The sequence below is a fragment of the Clostridium massiliamazoniense genome, from assembly GCF_001403635.1.
Taxonomy (GTDB): domain Bacteria; phylum Bacillota; class Clostridia; order Clostridiales; family Clostridiaceae; genus Sarcina; species Sarcina massiliamazoniense.
On the sequence record NZ_LN879467.1, the window covers coordinates 155315 to 173927 of the forward strand.

The 18613-nt window shown below is 27.5% G+C and carries 17 protein-coding genes; 5 read left to right on the forward strand and 12 right to left on the reverse strand.

Features of this window, described 5'->3' with window-relative positions:
* Position 1: 1 nt before the first annotated feature.
* Positions 2 to 1273, reverse strand: a complete 1272-nt coding sequence (locus tag ARA19_RS04705; RefSeq protein WP_055069812.1) for a 2-hydroxyacyl-CoA dehydratase subunit D — start codon at positions 1271 to 1273, stop codon at positions 2 to 4.
* A 523-nt stretch (positions 1274 to 1796) separates the two neighbouring features.
* On the opposite strand from ARA19_RS04705, the gene ARA19_RS04710 reads away from it, so the two are divergent.
* Together ARA19_RS04710 and ARA19_RS04715 are read left to right on the forward strand one after the other, a co-directional pair.
* Positions 1797 to 2093: a rhodanese-like domain-containing protein gene (locus ARA19_RS04710; RefSeq protein WP_055069813.1), complete on the forward strand. Its 297-nt coding sequence runs from the start codon at positions 1797 to 1799 to the stop codon at positions 2091 to 2093.
* Positions 2094 to 2202: 109 nt separating this feature from the next.
* Complete coding sequence (locus ARA19_RS04715; protein ID WP_055069814.1) at positions 2203 to 2817, forward strand: class I SAM-dependent DNA methyltransferase; 615 nt, start codon at positions 2203 to 2205, stop codon at positions 2815 to 2817.
* A 259-nt stretch (positions 2818 to 3076) separates the two neighbouring features.
* Here the strand turns inward: ARA19_RS04715 and ARA19_RS04720 are convergent, their stop codons facing one another.
* Complete coding sequence (locus ARA19_RS04720) at positions 3077 to 4123, reverse strand: alpha/beta hydrolase (protein WP_055069815.1); 1047 nt, start codon at positions 4121 to 4123, stop codon at positions 3077 to 3079.
* 183 nt (positions 4124 to 4306) lie between these two features.
* Positions 4307 to 5107, reverse strand: a complete 801-nt coding sequence (locus ARA19_RS04725; RefSeq protein WP_055069816.1) for a YfjL-like protein — start codon at positions 5105 to 5107, stop codon at positions 4307 to 4309.
* Positions 5108 to 5410: 303 nt separating this feature from the next.
* On the opposite strand from ARA19_RS04725, the gene ARA19_RS04730 reads away from it, so the two are divergent.
* Entirely contained in the window at positions 5411 to 7189 is a 1779-nt protein-coding gene (locus ARA19_RS04730; protein WP_055069817.1) for a M3 family oligoendopeptidase, read from the forward strand.
* Between the two features lie 263 nt (positions 7190 to 7452).
* Here ARA19_RS04730 and ARA19_RS04735 read toward each other — a convergent pair whose 3' ends face one another.
* The 3 genes from ARA19_RS04735 to ARA19_RS04745 all read right to left on the reverse strand — a co-directional run bounded on the left by ARA19_RS04735 (position 7453) and on the right by ARA19_RS04745 (position 12897).
* Positions 7453 to 8004 (reverse strand): phosphatase PAP2 family protein, encoded by a 552-nt coding sequence (locus ARA19_RS04735; protein ID WP_055069818.1) that lies wholly within the window; start codon positions 8002 to 8004, stop codon positions 7453 to 7455.
* A gap of 76 nt (positions 8005 to 8080) precedes the next feature.
* Positions 8081 to 11500 carry an SH3 domain-containing protein gene (locus ARA19_RS04740; RefSeq protein ID WP_055069819.1) on the reverse strand — a complete coding sequence of 1140 codons (3420 nt, stop codon included), beginning with the start codon at positions 11498 to 11500 and terminating at the stop codon, positions 8081 to 8083.
* A gap of 272 nt (positions 11501 to 11772) precedes the next feature.
* Positions 11773 to 12897, reverse strand: a complete 1125-nt coding sequence (locus tag ARA19_RS04745; protein WP_055069820.1) for an NADH:flavin oxidoreductase — start codon at positions 12895 to 12897, stop codon at positions 11773 to 11775.
* Positions 12898 to 13124: 227 nt separating this feature from the next.
* On the opposite strand from ARA19_RS04745, the gene ARA19_RS04750 reads away from it, so the two are divergent.
* Complete coding sequence (locus tag ARA19_RS04750) at positions 13125 to 13463, forward strand: winged helix-turn-helix transcriptional regulator (protein WP_055069821.1); 339 nt, start codon at positions 13125 to 13127, stop codon at positions 13461 to 13463.
* 337 nt (positions 13464 to 13800) lie between these two features.
* Here the strand turns inward: ARA19_RS04750 and ARA19_RS04755 are convergent, their stop codons facing one another.
* The 6 genes from ARA19_RS04755 to ARA19_RS04775 form a co-directional block, all read right to left on the reverse strand.
* The gene (locus tag ARA19_RS04755; RefSeq protein ID WP_055069822.1) at positions 13801 to 14022 is read right to left on the reverse strand and encodes a hypothetical protein; all 222 of its coding nucleotides are present in this window, start codon (positions 14020 to 14022) and stop codon (positions 13801 to 13803) included.
* Positions 14023 to 14068: 46 nt separating this feature from the next.
* Positions 14069 to 14710 carry a lactate utilization protein gene (locus ARA19_RS04760; protein WP_055069823.1) on the reverse strand — a complete coding sequence of 214 codons (642 nt, stop codon included), beginning with the start codon at positions 14708 to 14710 and terminating at the stop codon, positions 14069 to 14071.
* 136 nt (positions 14711 to 14846) lie between these two features.
* On the reverse strand, positions 14847 to 15263 hold the full coding sequence (locus ARA19_RS04765; RefSeq protein ID WP_055069824.1) for a DUF3785 family protein: 417 nt from the start codon (positions 15261 to 15263) through the stop codon (positions 14847 to 14849).
* 26 nt (positions 15264 to 15289) lie between these two features.
* The gene (locus ARA19_RS04770) at positions 15290 to 15739 is read right to left on the reverse strand and encodes a hypothetical protein (RefSeq protein WP_055069825.1); all 450 of its coding nucleotides are present in this window, start codon (positions 15737 to 15739) and stop codon (positions 15290 to 15292) included.
* Between the two features lie 222 nt (positions 15740 to 15961).
* Positions 15962 to 16111 (reverse strand): hypothetical protein, encoded by a 150-nt coding sequence (locus ARA19_RS17455; protein ID WP_157452225.1) that lies wholly within the window; start codon positions 16109 to 16111, stop codon positions 15962 to 15964.
* Positions 16112 to 16327: 216 nt separating this feature from the next.
* Positions 16328 to 16675 carry a hypothetical protein gene (locus ARA19_RS04775; protein WP_055069826.1) on the reverse strand — a complete coding sequence of 116 codons (348 nt, stop codon included), beginning with the start codon at positions 16673 to 16675 and terminating at the stop codon, positions 16328 to 16330.
* 267 nt (positions 16676 to 16942) lie between these two features.
* On the opposite strand from ARA19_RS04775, the gene ARA19_RS04780 reads away from it, so the two are divergent.
* Entirely contained in the window at positions 16943 to 18607 is a 1665-nt protein-coding gene (locus tag ARA19_RS04780) for a GH3 auxin-responsive promoter family protein (protein ID WP_055069827.1), read from the forward strand.
* Positions 18608 to 18613 lie beyond the last annotated feature (6 nt).

The following is an 18613-nucleotide window of genomic DNA, read 5'->3' on the forward strand; positions in this document are numbered from 1 at the left end:
ATTATTTTCCTCCATTGTTTTCTAACATCTCAAAAAAAGCCTCTAATCTAGTTTTATTTTGACCCTCTTGGCTATTTCTTCTATCCACAGCATCCCCATCAATACTAAGCATAGGTATACTATTTTCATTTAACATATCCTTTAAAATTAAAGTTCCACCACTACTTTCCTTACATCCCCAATGACAAAAATTAACTACACCATCTGCATTTAATTCTTTTGCAAATTTTACTATATTGTTTCCTCTTCTTTCAAAAGGCCCATTATAACTATTATTAATTATTTTTCTCGCAATAGAGCCATAAGGATCATTTACATCTAACTTATGAAGATAATCAACATTCATATCTGATATTAAAAGCTGATAATCCTTATTACAATCTAAATATTCTCTTATAGATTCACTATAAAAAGGAAGTACATGTGCCCAAAGAATTTTTTTCTTTGGCTTTAATTCTGGGTAATTTTCTATATCCTTTAGTAACATTTCATAAAACTTAAGAGTATCTTTTCTTCCCATCCCTGGATGAGTTGTAAATACCTTAAACATCTCACTTGTTACTGTGTTTGGAAAATACTTATTTTTTAATAAGTTTAAATATTTTTCATGATATTCTATAGTTTTATTTTCTGTTAATATTATTTCCTTTAATTTATCTTCATTTAATTTTTCTTTTAAATTGTCCTCAATGAAAGTAACCATCTCTTTTAATTGTTCTTTAACATATTCCTCGCCGTCCTTAGAGTACTCATAAGGAATATCTAAAACAAAACTCTCAATTCCATAAATTTCAGATGCTAATCTAAAAGTATTTACATTTGCATCACAAGCTGTCGTTGTTGTAATAGCAAATCTAGGTGTTGGTAATACTTTAGACATTGCAGCTCCAACAAAGGTTTTATGATAAGAACATAAACTCTCTGTTATTCCCTCTCTCTCAGCCCTATCTATAAAACCATCTTCACATTTTGTTCCTGATAAATATGATGACATTGCTTCAATAAGTTGAGGATACATATCAAAAGCATGTAAAAATTCAGTAGGAGTAAATATATTTACAAATGCAGCTCTATCTGGCTTTTTTAGAGGTTCTAAGGTAAACTTCATACATAGTTCAGATAGGTAATTTAATGATTTAGGTAAATTTTTATCTCCTTTAAGTTTCAATGATAAGTACTGCAAATTGTATCCTACTTTTAAATATTTAAGTACTTTATCTGGATTATCCATATTGTTTTTTAAAATATTACCATAAGTTTTTATAACATCCATAATATCATCCTTTATTTTTTCAAATTTCTCCCATTATCTAATTATCTACAAAAAAATAACTCGATATACGTTACTAAATCGTTAAATAAGTTACTAAATTGTATCTTTTTAATTTTATTTCATATATTATTCTTTTTCAACCTATACTATCTAAATATTAAAAAATTATGATAAAACAACATATTTAATCAAATTATAGTAACTTTAATATAATACTTAAATTATAATTAATTAATTTAGAGAAATTAGCTCTGTTTATACTTATTTCTTTATTTAAATCCTTCTTGTATAACACTATTTTCTTATTTTATAATATAAATAAAGACTCTCCATAAACTTTAGAGATTCTTATATGAAAATGTGTATTTATTTTAGACTTATAGAAGATTAAAATATTACAAATACTAGGTATCTAGGGATGTGTGTTTGTTTATCTTCAGCTTATATAGACTTTAGTATTACAAGCATTAATCATTTAGATAAAATAATTTTAAACTAAAGAAGAAAGAAGGATTTTAATACAATGGTAAAATCAATAAACGTAAATGATATAGACAATATAATAAACGATATAAAGCTTATAGATATAAGAGAACCTTTTGAAACAGTACCAAAAGCATTACTTAACTCTGTTAACATTCCTATGGAAACCTTATTATCTAAACCAAAGGAATATCTTGATATGGATAAAGAATACTATATAATTTGTCATTCTGGTGCAAGAAGCCTAAGAACTTGCTCTGAATTAGATAAAGAAGGCTTTAACGTTATTAACGTCGTTGGTGGAACAGCTGGTTATACAGGAACAAAACTAAAATAATTTTATTTGGATAAATTTGATTAGTATCTTATTAAAGTTAAAGTACAAAAATAATATTATGCTAGGTTTAACCTTAAATTTAAATTTTCAATATTAAGGAGTGTTAATTATGAACTTTGATGAATTAGCAAAAGAATGGGATAATGAAAAGAATCTTACAAGAGCAAAATCAATAGGTGATGAAATAAAAAGATTATTGGATAACAAAAAAAGTTTAAGAGCCATGGACTTTGGGTGTGGAACAGGTCTTGTTTCATTTTATCTGAAAGATTATTTCTCTGATATATTATTAGTTGATTTATCTGATGGCATGATAGATGAAGCTAATAAAAAAATCCAAGATACTAAGGTAGAAAACCTACATACTTGGAAGGGTAACATATTAGAATACAATGAAAACAAAAAATTCGATGTAATTTATGCACCTTTAGTATTACATCATATAGATAACTATAGAGAAATAATTGTTAAGTTAAAAAATCTATTAGAAGATGGTGGTTCACTTATAATAATAGATATGATAAAGGATAATGGTGCTTTCCATAAAGGTTCAACTGTAGTTCCAATGCACAATGGTCTTGACCCACAAGTTATTAAAACTATGCTTGATGATATAGGTTTTGATTCTATTACTGATTCTAATGAATTTTTTGAAGGTATTAAAGAAAAAGAAGGTAATACTGTTCACTTTAAATTATTTAGTGTTTCAGGAGCAACAAAATAAACAAAAGTTAATTGAAATAAATTAAAAAGGTGCTGTATCAAATCAGCACCTTAATTTATATTACTTTTATAAATGTATTTTTTCATCTGCCGAGATAGCTATATAGGTACAAAATGCTGTAACCATTGAACTAGTACTAGAAGCTCTTTATTTTCGAACAATAGTTTCGTTACGTAAGTGAGTGGTCACAAATGATGAACCTATATAGCTAGATAAAAGGCAGAGAAGATCTACCTGTAATTTTTATACCCTTCTTTTTTTACTCTCCAACTACATTTAAGATCATTTCTTCATTTACTACCAAATCTTCCTCTGCACTTTTGTTATCAACATACTGTTCTAAAAAACTAGAAACTTTTTCCCAATATAATTCTGGTTCTAAAACTATAGATTGTGCATGTCCAGCACCATGAACAACAAATTTTTCCTTTGGACATTTTGCCGCTTCATATAGCTTGTCTAACATATAATAAGGCACAAATTTATCTTCATCTCCATGAATAAATAACATTGGAATCTTTGAGTTTTCAAGTTGTTTTATAGCTGAAGCTTCTCTTAATCTATATCCAGCCCTTACTTTTGTTATAATATCAGCAACTGTTAACACAGGTCTTTTAAGAGCCTTTTGGTTAAACATCTCAATTTGATAACCAAATTCCTCCCATGCAGATGTATATCCACAATCTTCTATAGCAGCTTTTACATTAGGCACTAATTCTTCTCCAACAGTCATCATAACAGTTCCTGCTCCCATTGATATTCCATAAAGAACAATTTCAGCATTTTTGTCTTTTTCTAATATATAATCAATCCATTTAAGTATATCCTTCCTATCATGCCATCCCATTCCTATGTATTTTCCTTCACTTTTACCATGTCCTCTTAAATTTGGAGTTAAGACGTTGTAATCACTTTCCTTAAATTGTTGAACCAGATAAGACATATCCTTACAATTCCCAGCATAACCATGGATTGTTATTACCCACTTATGACTTTCTTTATTAGCTATTACTTCACACCCATGCAATTTTAATCCGTCATAAGAATCTATATACACATCTTTATAGTTAGATTCATTTTCAAACCATCCTATATATACCTCTTCTAATTTATGTATTTCCTTAGATACCTCTTCGTGTTTCTTTTCTGTATCACTTGTAAACCTCTTATAAAAGTCTGTTCTCTTTTTTGGATCTCTATCTAGGGCTATATCATAAAAGTAATTACTTATAGCTCCTATTGCGCCTGCAGCTGCAATTCCAACTAAAGATGTTGCCCCTATTATCGCTAAACTTTTCTTTTTCATACAAACTCATCTCCATCCCATTTAAACTTTATTAATATTTTATTAATATAATCATAACATTTTTGTTGGAGATGAGTTTTTTATTGATTTATAATTTTTCAAGAAATACTTGTTAAAATTGTATCACTTAAAATTTATTTTATTATTTAAAAATACTTAATCACTTTTTTAGAGATAATTTTTTTATTCTTTTAAATCTTTTTCATAGATTTCAATTTCTTCTTTTTTACTCCTCACTTCACTTTCATACTCCACTAAACCAGTATCTCTATGAAAAGTAACCATACCTTTCTTCAAAAATTCTTCTATGGATTTATTACTATTTAAATCTTTCTCTTCCAAAGCTATAAAATATGGTATATCATTTTCAAAATAATTTACTGAGAACACCTTGAAACCATTATAATTCTTTTTCCTAAGAATATCTTTCATTCTTTTAGCCACTAAAATTGCTTTTTCTTTATCTTTCACACTTATGTCTATAGCCATAAAGTCATCCATATCCTTATTATACTCAATATCCCTATCTCTATATTTTCCTTGCTTCACTATAATATCTACAAACAAAAAATCACTTTTGGAATTATCTATATCTAAATTTAAAATATCTTTAAGTTCTCTTTCAAGCTCCTCACTAACAGTTTTTGAGAACCTTCTTTCTAAATCCAAATCTTCAAGATAAGGACTTTCTTTATATTCATCATAAACTCTACCATATTTCCAATCTTCTATACAAAAGTCCAATCCCTCTTCCTTTGACTGTACTCTTGCACTATATCTACCAAACTTAAAATCAAAAAATACATCATAAACTTCAAAATCCTTATTAGGATATGTTTTTTCTATATATTTAATAATCCTTGATTTTGTTATAGCCTTTCCTATAAAATTACCATTAAATGAATTATATAAAATAGCTATCACAGAAATTAATACAATTAAAACTAATAACATTATTTTTTTCACTCTTGACCATGTTCTCATAAACCCTTCCCCCTTTTTTTCTTAAATTAATTAAACATCCCATTAAATCTTCTCCATCATCCATCTTTGCTCCTTGTTAAAAAGGAAAATATCTGTAGATTTTATTTCTAGGTAACCCATATTATTACCTTATAATTGTTCTACCTATTGATTATTTTCCCTCTTCTTATATTTTTAATATAGAAAAATTTCGTGAAATTTCATAAGCTAAGTTATTTTTCTTTTTTTTAATGATATAATAAATATAAATATGAACTTTGTGTAACTAAATTCATATTAAAAATTATTTTGGAGGTTTATTTTATGAACGGAAATTGGAGCTTAACTGAACTTTATAATGATTTCAATTCAATAGAGTTTAAAAATGATATGAAACTATTAAATGAAAAAATAGAAAGTTTTAAGAATTTTGTTGATAACATTACTTCTAGTTATGATAACTTAGAAGATAAATTAATAAATTACATAAATGAAACTAATGAGTTTAAAAATCTTTCAAATAAGCTTTTAATGTATTCTAACCTTGTTGTTAGTGTTGATACTAAAAATAGTACTGCCTTAAAAACTTTAGAAATAATAGAACAAAACCTAGCGAAAATGGCTGATTCTTCTGCTAAGTTATATAAATGGATTGGTTCTATAAATAATTTAGATGATGTACTGTCTAATTCTGAACTATTAATGGAGCATAAATTCCACTTTAATGAAATAAAAGAAATGAGCAAATATTTATTATCTGAAAAGGAAGAATTACTAATAGCTCAAATGAGAGGTTCTGGGTCTTCATCATGGACAAAACTAAAAGACCTTGAAACATCTTCTCTTTTAGTTGATATTATTCTAGATGGAGAAAATAAAAGTCTTCCTCTTAGTGTAATAAGAAATATGGCATTTTCTAATGATGCTAATATTAGAAAAACTGCTTATGAAGCTGAACTAAAAGCTTATAAAAAAATTGAAAATTCTGTAGCTGCTGCCTTAAATGGTGTTAAAGGTGAGGTAATAACAGTTTCAAAAATAAGAGGCTACCATAGTCCACTTGAAGAAACTCTTATAAATTCTAGACTTGATGAAAAATCTTTAAATGCAATGTTAGCAGCTATGAAAGAAAGCCTTCCTATGTTTAGAAAGTACTATAAAAGAAAAGCTGAAATTTTAGGACATAAAGGTGCTTTACCTTTCTATGATTTATTTGCTCCAATAGTAGAAGGTGAACCAAGCTTTACTTTTGAAGAAGCTAGAGATTTTATAGTTACTAATTTTAGCACTTTCTCACCTAAATTAGGTAACTTTGCAAAAAGAGCAATAGAAAATAATTGGGTAGATGTATATCCAAAGGAAGGGAAAGTTGGAGGAGCTTTTTGTGAAAACCTTCATATGATAGGTGAAAGTCGCATAATGCTTAACTTTGGTGGTACTCTTAGTGATGTTATAACTCTTGCTCATGAATTAGGTCATGGATATCATGGAGATTGCTTATTATCACAAAGCCCTATAAATGCAGATTATCCTATGCCAATAGCAGAAACAGCTTCTACTTTTTGTGAAACAATAGTAAAAAAAGCAGCTGTAAAAAATGCTACTCCTAAAGAAGCTTTATCAATTTTAGAAAAAGAAATATCAGATTGCGGACAAATAATTGTTGATATTTTAAGTAGATTTCTTTTTGAAAGTGAAGTTTTTGAAAAAAGAGCAGTTTCTTCATTAAGTGCATCTGAATTAAATGAAATAATGCTTAAAGCTCAAAAAGCTTCTTATGGAGACGGACTAGATGAAAACTTCTTACATCCATATATGTGGGCTTGTAAACCACACTACTACTATGCAACAACTAATTTTTATAACTTCCCTTATGCCTTTGGTTTACTATTCTCAAAGGGATTATATGCTGAATATCTAAAAAGAGGAAATGATTTTGTAGAAGCTTATGATCAATTACTTAGTGTTACTGGTAAAAATAAACTTTCTGATATAACAAAATTAATGAACATTGATATTCAATCCACAGATTTTTGGAAAAATTCATTAAAATTAATAGAAGAAGATATAGAAAACTTCATTAAACTTAGTAAAGAAATTTAATTTTTTAAAAAGGATGTATCAAATTATAGATACATCCTTTCTGCCTTTTATCTAACTATATAGGTTCATCATTTGTAACCACTCACCTACGTAAAGAATCTCTAATATTTTTTCTACAACAGTTTCTAAAATAAAGAGCTTCTAGTACTAGTTCAATGGTCACAGCATTTTGTACCTATATAGCTATCTCGGCAGATGAAAAAAACACATCTATAAAAGTAATATAAATTAAGTGGCTGATTGACACAGCCACTTTTCTAATATTAATTATACTTTTTTTTATTATATCTTTTTCTATATAACTTGTGCAGATAAATTGTTATCATAGCACTTATTATTCCTAATACAATCCCAGCTAATACATCACTAGGATAATGAACTGTTAAATATACCCTAGAAAAAGCTATTAAACAAGCTAGTATTATACTTGGCACAGCTGCTTTTTTCACATAATAAGCTAATATTATAGCACATGCAAAAGCTGAGGATGTATGTCCTGATGGAAAAGAATAAGATTGTGGTTTTTTTATCAATAAATCAAGATGTTGCAATGTATTAAAAGGTCTTGGCCTTTGAAACATATGCTTTAATATTACTTCTCCTAATATAGTGTTTATTACTAATGCACATAACATTAATATTCCAACTTTTCTAAACTTATTAGTGAATAGTAAAGCTATAGCTATCAATATCCATATTAATCCCATGTTACCTAAATTGGTAATAAAAATCATTATTAGATTTAAAAAATGATTTTGAACATGATTTTGCATGAAATATAATATGGATGAATCAATATTTTGTATTAATGCCATACTACTCCCCCTTACTGAATAATATTTTAAATAATATAACTTATTGCATTAGCCACTATTAATTTTAATTTAATTATTAAGAAGCACAGTACTCACCATCTACCCATCCAATATTTCCATTGTAATTAACTTCATACCATCCGTTTTCTTCTCCTATTACCTGAAGTTCAGTGCCATAGGGTAAACATGTTATGACACCTTCAGTGCCATTTGGGCCATAAGTCATATATAACCCTATAGGAGATGCCACTGTTATTTCTTTATTTTTATTTTGGCTAACACTACTGTTATTCCCATTATTTAAGGTTGTTGTATATTTACTATCAATCCATCCTATTTTACCATTATAAGTGATTTTATACCAGCCATTATATTCTCCAATTACATTTACCCTTGTTTCATAATTTAAACATGTTATGTTTCCACTATTCCCACTTGGTCCTTCTGTCATCCATAATCCAATTGGTGACTCTACTACAACACTTCCCATTGATTTAGAATTTCCATCTTCACTACTTTTCTCAGTATTACTTTCAGTATTACCTTGTGTTGTATTACTAATTTTATCACTAGAAGAATTATTGTTACCATTGAAGTTTGCTGATGTTGTATAAGCTCCATCTACCCAACCTACTTGTCCATTATAGTTTACCTTATACCAACCATTTTCTTCTGCTGTTGCCATTACCTTTGTATTGTATGGTAAACATACTATATTCCCTGAGTATGGTTTTGGTCCTTTTGTCATCCATAACCCTACTGGTGATTCTATAGTTATTTCTTGTCCTACATTTTGCCTTGCTGTTTTAACTGCTTTTTTTGCAGTTGATTTTTCCTTCACTGATTTTGTTGGAGTTACATTATTAGATTGAGTTTTTAAAGCTGATGTATATGCTCCATCTATCCAACCTTTTTGTCCATTATAATTTATTTCGTACCAACCATTGCTTTCCCCGATTACATTTACTGTAGTATTGTAATTTAAACAAGTTATATTTCCACTATATGGTCTTGGTCCTTCTGTCATCCATAGTCCTACTGGTGATTCTATTGTAACTTGACCTAATATGTTACTCTTTGAAGAAACCTTTTTAGTAGTGTTAGTGCCATTACTATTTGAATTGTTACTATTGTTACTACTATTATTAGTATTAAAGTTAGCTGATGTTGTATAAGCTCCGTCTACCCAGCCTACTTGTCCATTATAGCTTATCTTGTACCAACCATTTTCTTCTGTTGTTGCCATTACCTTTGTATTATATGGTAAGCATACTATATTCCCTGAATATTGCTTTGGTCCTTTTGTCATCCATAATCCTACTGGTGATTCTATAGTTATTTCTTGTCCTGCATTTTGACTTGCTTTTTTATCTGCTTTCTTTGTAGTTGATTTTTCTTTTACTGATTTTGTTGGGGTTACATTATTATTAGATTGAGTTTTTAAAGCTGATGTATATGCTCCATCTATCCAACCTTTTTGTCCATTATAATTTATTTCGTACCATCCATTACTTTCTCCAATTACATTTACTGTAGTATTGTAATTTAAACAAGTTATGTTTCCACTATATGGTCTTGGCCCTTCTGTCATCCATAGTCCTACTGGTGATTCTATTGTAACTTGGCCTAATATGTTGCTCTTTGCAGAAACCTTTTTAGTAGTGTTAGTGCCATTACTATTTGAATTATTACTACTATTGTTATTTGAATTATTACTATTGTTACTATTATTAGTACTAAAGTTAGCTGATGTTGTATAAGCTCCGTCTACCCAACCTTCTTGTCCATCATAACTTATCTTATACCAACCATTTTCTTCTGCTGTTGCCATTACCTTCGTATTATATGGTAAGCATACTATATTCCCTGAATATGGCTTTGGTCCTTTTGTCATCCATAATCCCACTGGTGATTTAATAGTTATTTCTTGTCCTGTATTTTGACTTGCTTTTTTAATTGCTTTCTTTGCAGTTGATTTTTCTTTTACTGATTTTGTTGGAGTTACATTATTAGATTGAGTTTTTAAAGCTGATGTATATGCTCCATCTATCCAACCTTTTTGTCCATTATAATTTATTTCATACCAACCATTACTTTCTCCAATTACATTTACTTTAGTATTGTAATTTAAGCAAGTTATGTTTCCGCTATATGGTCTTGGACCTTTTGTCATCCATAATCCTACTGGTGATTCTATTGTAACTTGACCTAATATATTGCTCTTTGAAGAGTTTCCACTATTGGTTGAATTATTATTAGTAGTAGAATTACTTCCTTGATTTATTCTTGATAATCCTGTTGTATATTCTGAATAAATCCATCCATATCTTCCGTTATAATAAACTTTCTCCCAGCCATTATTTGTTTCTTCAAAAACAAAAACCTTCGTTGCATTAGGTATACTTGTTATGCTATTAGAATTAAATAATGGCACATAATTCATCTCTAGACCTTCTAAGGAATTTATAACAGTTGTTCCTATAGCCTTACTTACACTTGGAGGTATATTTGCATTTTCAACATTTTCAGACTTACTCTCTGTTGGATTTCCTAATCCTGTTGTATACTGACTATCTATCCAGCCATATTGTCCATCATAGTAAACCTTATACCATCCATCTTTAACTTCTATTACATTTAATACTATGTTATCACCTATGCAATCTAATTTAGCAGTATTTGCACTAGGTCCAGCATTCATCCATAATCCTACTGGTGATGTTATAGCAATTCTCCCAATCCATTTGTTTGTTGGAGCATTTTGAACTGTTCCTCCTGTATAGTTCCCTGTATATTTCCAGAAACAAGTTGCTTTATATTGGTTATTCCATCCATTACTTGAATTAGCTACTTGACCATTAAGATTTCTATTTCCATAGCTTGAATTAAACATATAAGCTTCATCGCCCATTACATAGGCAATTCCTTTAGCTTTATCTTTCCATCCCATAAATAAAAATGTATGATATGGTCCTGCAAAACATATATCACCCTTTTGTATATAATTGAAATCTGTCTCTCTTTGCCACCCATTATTATTTAAAAAACTTTCTAAATTTGTAGTATAAGACATGCTGTCTGGAACAGGAACACCTATTGCCCTTAAACAAGAAGATTGAAAATAAACACAAGTATTTTCAGGGTTTCCATTATGTAGGCTTATAGCTTCATCCATAGCTGCTGTTTGGTTTGCTGGTGAACTTTCATATTCATATAATTTCTTATTTAGCGGTGATGCAAATCCATTAGGATTAAAACTTAGATCAGCTGCAAAACCATTTTCCTGTTCTGGAACACCTATAAATGCTGTAGTTATTCCTACCTTATACTTTTGTGAATCTGTTGAAGTTGCAGAACTTTGCTTAGTAACCTTCATAGGTCTTGCCAACAATACTTCATTAGCAGAATCTTTTCCTATATGTGTTGCCCCTGTTGCACCTACAGCTGTCAGCGCACTAGCTATAGCAATAAGACCAGTTAGTTGCTTTCTATTCATTAATCATCCCTCCATTTTTCATTTGTTGTTAATTAATAATTCACATTATACTTTAATTGTTAATATTTTTAAATTCTAGTTCTTTGATAATCTCTAAAAATTTACAAGTATTCCTAGAAATATTTCCAATAAAAACTCAACTTCTATAACAAAGTATCACAGAAATAAATTATTTACCACTTATAACTAATTAAATGTATATTAAATTACTCTTATTATTAAAATGTAATAAAAAAGTAACAACAATTTATCTGCTGTTACTTTTAACTTAATCACAAATTTATTTTTTTCTTTTTTATATTTAAAATACACCTTTTCCCTATAGTATTATAACAAGCATTACAGGAAACACATTTTGGAGCTTTCAAATCTCCTTTAGCCCATTTGTTTATTAAATCTGGTTCTGAAGTTAATGGACGTGATAATGAAAAATATTCTATTTCACTATTTTTAAGTATATCATCCATAACTTCAAAGTGTCTGTTACCTCCAACTAGAATTACAGGTTTATCAATGCTTTTACTTAATTTAATAGCATAGTCTTTAAAATAAGATTCATTCTCTTTAGAAAGTGCTACTCTTCTTCTTGCTGCTCCTAAGTTATTTTCTTTAACATCTTTTATAGATTCATTTCCTCCAGTTACTTCAATAGCATCTATCCCTAATTCCGCTAATTTTCTTGCAACATATAAACTATCTTCTTCACTTAATCCATTAAAGCTTGTATAATCAGCTGAGTTTATTTTTATAAGTATTGGAAACTCTTTTCCTACAGCTTCCCTCATTGCTTCGTATATCTCAAAAATTATTCTTCCTCTATTCTCTATAGTTCCGCCATATTCATCTTCTCTCTTGTTATAATAAGGTGATAAAAATTGGCTTAACATGTATCCATGACCACAATGTATTTCCACGCCATCAAATCCAGATGCCTTAACTCTCTTTGCTGCCTCTGCATACTTAGAAACTAAATACTTTATCTCATCTTTTGACATTTCTTTTGCCATAGTTCCAGTAACTTCATTTTTCATAGTTGAAGGTCCCCATATAACCCTTTCTCCAACATTAAAATTTGTCATAAAGCCACCATAAACTATCTGCATTATTATATTGCTGCCATGTTTATGAATCATATTAGTAAAATCTTTATATTCATCTATAAATGAATCATTATAAATACCTAACATATTTGGATTTGGCTGTTCATCTTCAGTAATAAATGTATACCCAGTAATAATAGTTCCTACGCCACCTTTAGCAATTTCTTCATAGACATCGCTTAATTCTTTTGTTACATGTCCTTTTTCATCTGCTAAAGCTACCCATAAAGCTCCTCTTAAAAATCTATTTTTCATCTCCATATTTAAAATTTTTGTTTTATCAAAAAGTGTTTTCACAAAATCAACTCCTAACTCTATTTTAAATAGTACATGTACTAGGTTGTTAACTATAAAAAAATATATAATAATATAAATCTTTTAACAAGTACGCACTTTAAAGTAAGCATAGTTACCTTAAAGTTAGTATTTTGAATTTTTCTTACCTTTCTCTATGTTATTTTAGACATATATTTCTATTGATGCTATAATAAAAAAACATAATTAAACCAAAGAGGTGACTTTTCTTGATAGAATACAAAAATAAAAAATATGTTTGTTTACTCGACTTAGGATTTGAAACAATTAGAGGAAAGTGGAAAAGTGTAATTCTTTGTCATTTATATGATGGACAAAAAAGATTTTTAGAACTCCAAAGACTGACTCAGGGAGTTAGCCAAAAAGTTCTTACTGAAAAATTAAAGGAACTAGAATCTGATGATTTAATAGAAAAAGTCGTCTATGCAGAAATTCCTCCAAGGGTTGAATACAAATTAACAACTAAAGGTTTAGAGTTAGCTGAAGCTGTAAAACTTATAGAACATTGGTCTACAAAATATTATAAGGATGAAATAAGCACAAACTAAGTCCCTATTTCTTAGTTTGTGTTGTAATATATTTTTCGTTTGTTTTTATAATAATCATTTACGAGTATTTTATTTTAGTGTATTTAATATAAATAACACCAAAATAAAGGAGATATATTGGTAAACTCCATATATCCCCCTTATTGCCTATTTATTTTATAACTAATATTTGTTATTCTCTAAATTTCTATTAACCTAAGATAAATAAATACTCTTCCTAAATAACTTCCACTAATCATTCAGATGGAGTCAAAACTCCACTTAAATTAAGTCTATGCTTATCTCCTATATTTTTGATTTAAAATTATTCCACCAGAAAAGTTAATAAAAATAGGTATTATAATCCATAAAAAAATGATCTACGAACTAATATTCCAGCTAATCCTATTATTATAAATAATATTCCTGTTACAACTAGTAATTTAATTTGTGCCTTTATATATTCCTCAACATCTTTTACTCCATTAACTCTATTTTCTTTATATATAAATCCCTTAGGTAACACTGGTGATAAACAAAGAAAAATACCTAATATAATTAATATAACATCAGTTGACATTTTCTCTCTCCTAATCATTAGTTTATTTATAAATTTTAAATAGAATTTAGTAACCTAAATTCTCATTTAAAATTATGACATGCATCCTACCCTTTGTCCCTTCTTCTTTTATTAAAGTATACTTTTTGCATATTCTCTCTTCACTTTTACAATCCATACAGTATCCTATTTTAGAACAAGGTGTTTTTCTATCTAATCGCTTAGCATTTGCTGGAGCTGAAATAGATTTATTCCTTTCAATAGCCTCATCTACATTTTTAACTAATTTATTTACTCCACAAATAACAATAACTTTATTAGGCCCATATAACATAGCTGCAACTCTATTACCATTTCCATCAACATTATAAAGATATCCCTCTTCAGTGATTGCATTAGTACTTGTTATATAAACATCACTTAACAAACTTTCCCTAAATATATTAACTACTTCTTCCCTTGTTAAACCTTCTTTATATCTATCTAAAAAGTTATATCTACCACTTCTTAGGTAACTTAATAAATCAAGTTCATTCAATGTTGCAGACCCCCCAACAGCTACCTTATCTCCTTCTAGACTTAAAGTTTCTATTATTTCTATTAGTTCCTCTCTAGTATTTATAAAATATGAACTTATATTATTTTTCTCTAAATTCTCCATAGTTCTTTTTACCTTTGTAGCCATAAGCCACTCCATATTTTTATCCATTCCTAATTCCTCCTTATTAATCTAACCGTACTTATATTATAAAACAAAAATATCCAAAAAAACTCAAAAATACGAATTAACACAAAAAGTTGCATCAAATTATATAGCTAAAGCTAAAATTTGATGCAACTTCCTCCTATTCCTCTACTTTTTCTATTACTACAAAGAATTCACCGCAATTTCTACATATTTCTACAAATACAATATAACTACTATCTACTTTACCTGCTTTTTTCATCTTATTAAAAGATAAATTTTCATTTTCCTTGCTAATATTGCTTGTTACATATTTATTATCTTTAGTATTTATGTAAAATTGATACTCTAAAAATGGAAAAAATTTATCATTTTCATTTCCAAAATTACAACTTTCACAAGGTTCATCATAATAAGATTTTTCAAACTTAATATTCTCCTTACTTTCATTTAGTAAAGTTAATATTTTATCTAAATCTATATTCTCTACAGGATACTCTTCATCATTTATTAAATCAAGAAATCTCTCCTTATTTAGTATAAATTCTTTTCCTTCAAATACAAATTTATAATCCATAAAATCCTCCTAATGATTAATCAATTCTACAGTTCTCCATTATTTATTCTTTGAATATAATTTTCCAACTCAGAATCCATATAATAATATTTTGATTTAATTTCTTCTAATTTTACTTTAAATTCTTTTCTTATTTTTTCATTTTTTAATATGTTATCAATTAAATCTATAACTAATTCGATTCCACAAATAGTTCCTCTTGCTATATTTTTATCTTCATCGATAAATCTACTAGAAACATCATTTAATCTGGTAATTAATTTTCCCTCAACTGCATCGTATACAAGAACTTGCTTTTTTAGAAATAATACCTCTTCCTCTAAGTATTCCCTATGTTCCCCCATTATTTCTAAGGTATCATTTAATAGTATTTTCAATTCAGAATCCAATGCCATTCTCCACATTTTTCTTGTTTCTTTTTCTCCAACTATTATTCCTTGAAGCTGTTCATTTAATTCCTTTAAGCCTTGTTCCATTAAAATCCCTCTCCTTAGTACTTTTTCTTAAGTATCAATATTTATTATACATCTCTTTAGTATTTTTAAATATACTTAATTTTTCATCTGATGCCTCATGTCTGTAATGCTCCGATGTTCTATAAATTTAATGCTAGATAACTCCATCAAAATTCAAATGTAGCTTTAACTCTATCTAAGTTAAGTCTAAGTTTATCTATATAGTATCAATTGCTCAATCCATTAATTCCATAGACGCCACCACTTTTTACTTTTTCTATAATTTTGTTGTCTTTCCATTAACTCTAATCTTTTTATCCTTAAACGCCTATCTATTTCACTTAAGTTTTTAATATCTTCATTTACTATACCTTCATTTTTATCAATATACATAGGAATTCCCCCTTAGATTTTTATTTAATTCTAACATTATAAAATTATCTTTAATTGTATATGTTTAAATTAATGTTTTATCCTATTTATATCCTAAAAATTTAAATTTTATTCTAAATTGCATTAATTAAAATATTAAGACAACTTTAAATACTGTAAAAACTACAATAAAAATATAAGGTCTATAATAAAAAACTCAATTATATAAACATAGATTTAATTACTACCAAAAAATTCTTTTCGTCTTTGCTTATTAATATAATTAATAGCTCTCATTTTGAATCTTTCTACTTCTCTACAATTATAAAAATTCATTAAATCAACTGATAAAAACATTAAATCTACTATCAAATAATTTAAGTCTTTTATGTTTTCACTATCAGTACTTTCTATGCTCTCTATACTACTTTTTAACTGTTGAATTTTCATATTATACTCTTCTAATAAGTTAAATTCATCTTTACTCTCAAAATCAAAAACCTCCTTATTCACCATTTTTTCAATAAATTTACTATAATCATTATTTACTTTTTTATATCTTTCATAAATATCTAATAAAGTCATATCTCATCCTTTAATATTATTTAAAGTACTAAATTAATTTTTAAGAACTATTTACCTAATCCTTAATATATTTACTTAATTATTTAAAAATACACTTTAAATAATATCCCTTTCATCATAATATTTATCTAATAATTACTATATAATTATAACAAATAATATCTCTAATATAAATTTTTTATCTTTTTTAAAACCTCAATTTATTGAATAAAATTTAAATTCCTTGAATATATTAAATTTGAAATCTAATTTACGAGATGATATACAATGAAATTTAATAAGTTTGCCTATAAAATCTTAATAAAAAAAGGACATAAACTTTTTAATGAATTTAATGATAATACTAAAAATCCTCTAACTGTGAATTTCAATACTTTAATAGAAATTTTAAAAGATAATAAAACTACTGAATATGGTCATATCCATAAATTCCAAGATATTTCCACTATTGAAGACTTTAAAATGATGGTTCCTTTAAGTGATTATACAAATTTTAAAGATTATATAGATAGAATGGCTAATGGTGAAAAAAATTTATTACTTAGTGATCCTATTGAATTTTTTAGTCATACTTCCGGCACAACTGGGTATCAAAAATTAATTCCAAACACAAAAAAATCGAGAACAAATGCTTCTAAATATATGGGCTTATTAACTCAATTTATAGTTTTTGATTACCTAAAATATAAATGGACTTACAAAAAAGGTCTTATGCTAACAGATATGCTAGAAACCAATAAAAGTTCTGGAGGTATAACTATAAGTTCTGCTACTTCTGGTGGAATGCGAGGAATAAAATTTCTAATCCCTTATATCTGGACATCCCCCTTAGAAGTTATGAAAGTAAAAGATAGGGAATCTTCTTTATATCTTCATTTACTTTTTGCTCTTGAATATAAAGACTTAATGTATATTGGAGGAACATTTATTTCTTCAATTCTTGATTTGTTTAGAATTCTTGAAAGTAACTATGATAAACTAATTTATGATATAAAAACAGGCACAATTAATAAAAATCTTAATATTTCAAATGAACTAAAAAAAGCTATCATGAAAAAACTAAAACCTAACCCTGAAAGATCTAACTATTTGCAAAAAGAATTTAAAAAAGGATTTAAAAATATAGCAAAACGAATATGGCCTAATCTTAATGTTATTATAACTGTAACTGGTGGTAATTTTTCAATTTATGATAATAAAGTCAAATACTACATCGCTTCAATCCCAATATACTCCAGTGCCTATGGAGCTTCTGAGTCCTCTATAGCTATAAATCCATACCTCAATAAGGTCTCTTACGTTTTGCTACCTGATGCTGCCTTTTTTGAATTTATTAAAGAAAATGATATATTTCTGAAAAATCCTAAAACCTATAACTTAAATGAACTAGAAATAAATCAAAACTATGAAATTGTTGTAACAAGCTTCAATGGATTATATAGATATAGACTAGGTGATGTAATTAAAGTTATAGATTTTTATAATAAAAGTCCTGAACTTATATTTTTATATAGAAAAAATCAACTTCTTAATATGGTATCTGAAAAAATGACTGAAGAGCAAGTTAAGAATGCTTTGAGTTCTCTTGAAAATAAATTATCACTTAAAATAATAGACTATTGTACTAGTCCAAATAATTCAACTACTCCCGGAAATTATCTTTTTTTCATTGAATTAAATAAAGACTTTCCTCATAAAAAGAAACTTGAAGAAATGTTAGATTTAGAACTTTGTAATTCTAATAAAGCCTACCATCGGTTCAGAGAAAAAAATGCTCTTAGTAGGGTTCAAATAATATTATTAGAAAAAGGCTCCTTTGAAAAATTTAAAGAATTTTTAATAAAAAAAGGAGCCTCAAAAAACCAACTTAAAATTCCAAGAGTGATTACATCTAAAGAATTATTAAATATATTTAATTATCATTCTATATAATTATTA

Bases quoted from the DNA above. Each gene is read 5' to 3' on its own strand.
- ARA19_RS04775 (WP_055069826.1), bottom strand. From the start codon at position 16,675: ATGACTTTATTAGATATTTATGAAAGATATAAAAAAGTAAATAATGAT.
- ARA19_RS04725 (WP_055069816.1), bottom strand. From the start codon at position 5,107: ATGAGAACATGGTCAAGAGTGAAAAAAATAATGTTATTAGTTTTAATT.
- ARA19_RS04770 (WP_055069825.1), bottom strand. From the start codon at position 15,739: ATGGAACAAGGCTTAAAGGAATTAAATGAACAGCTTCAAGGAATAATA.
- ARA19_RS04715 (WP_055069814.1), top strand. From the start codon at position 2,203: ATGAACTTTGATGAATTAGCAAAAGAATGGGATAATGAAAAGAATCTT.
- ARA19_RS04705 (WP_055069812.1), bottom strand. From the start codon at position 1,273: ATGGATGTTATAAAAACTTATGGTAATATTTTAAAAAACAATATGGAT.
- ARA19_RS04765 (WP_055069824.1), bottom strand. From the start codon at position 15,263: ATGGATTATAAATTTGTATTTGAAGGAAAAGAATTTATACTAAATAAG.
- ARA19_RS04755 (WP_055069822.1), bottom strand. From the start codon at position 14,022: ATGTCAACTGATGTTATATTAATTATATTAGGTATTTTTCTTTGTTTA.
- ARA19_RS04720 (WP_055069815.1), bottom strand. From the start codon at position 4,123: ATGAAAAAGAAAAGTTTAGCGATAATAGGGGCAACATCTTTAGTTGGA.
- ARA19_RS04780 (WP_055069827.1), top strand. From the start codon at position 16,943: ATGAAATTTAATAAGTTTGCCTATAAAATCTTAATAAAAAAAGGACAT.
- ARA19_RS17455 (WP_157452225.1), bottom strand. From the start codon at position 16,111: ATGTATATTGATAAAAATGAAGGTATAGTAAATGAAGATATTAAAAAC.
- ARA19_RS04740 (WP_055069819.1), bottom strand. From the start codon at position 11,500: ATGAATAGAAAGCAACTAACTGGTCTTATTGCTATAGCTAGTGCGCTG.
- ARA19_RS04735 (WP_055069818.1), bottom strand. From the start codon at position 8,004: ATGGCATTAATACAAAATATTGATTCATCCATATTATATTTCATGCAA.
- ARA19_RS04760 (WP_055069823.1), bottom strand. From the start codon at position 14,710: ATGGATAAAAATATGGAGTGGCTTATGGCTACAAAGGTAAAAAGAACT.
- ARA19_RS04730 (WP_055069817.1), top strand. From the start codon at position 5,411: ATGAACGGAAATTGGAGCTTAACTGAACTTTATAATGATTTCAATTCA.
- ARA19_RS04710 (WP_055069813.1), top strand. From the start codon at position 1,797: ATGGTAAAATCAATAAACGTAAATGATATAGACAATATAATAAACGAT.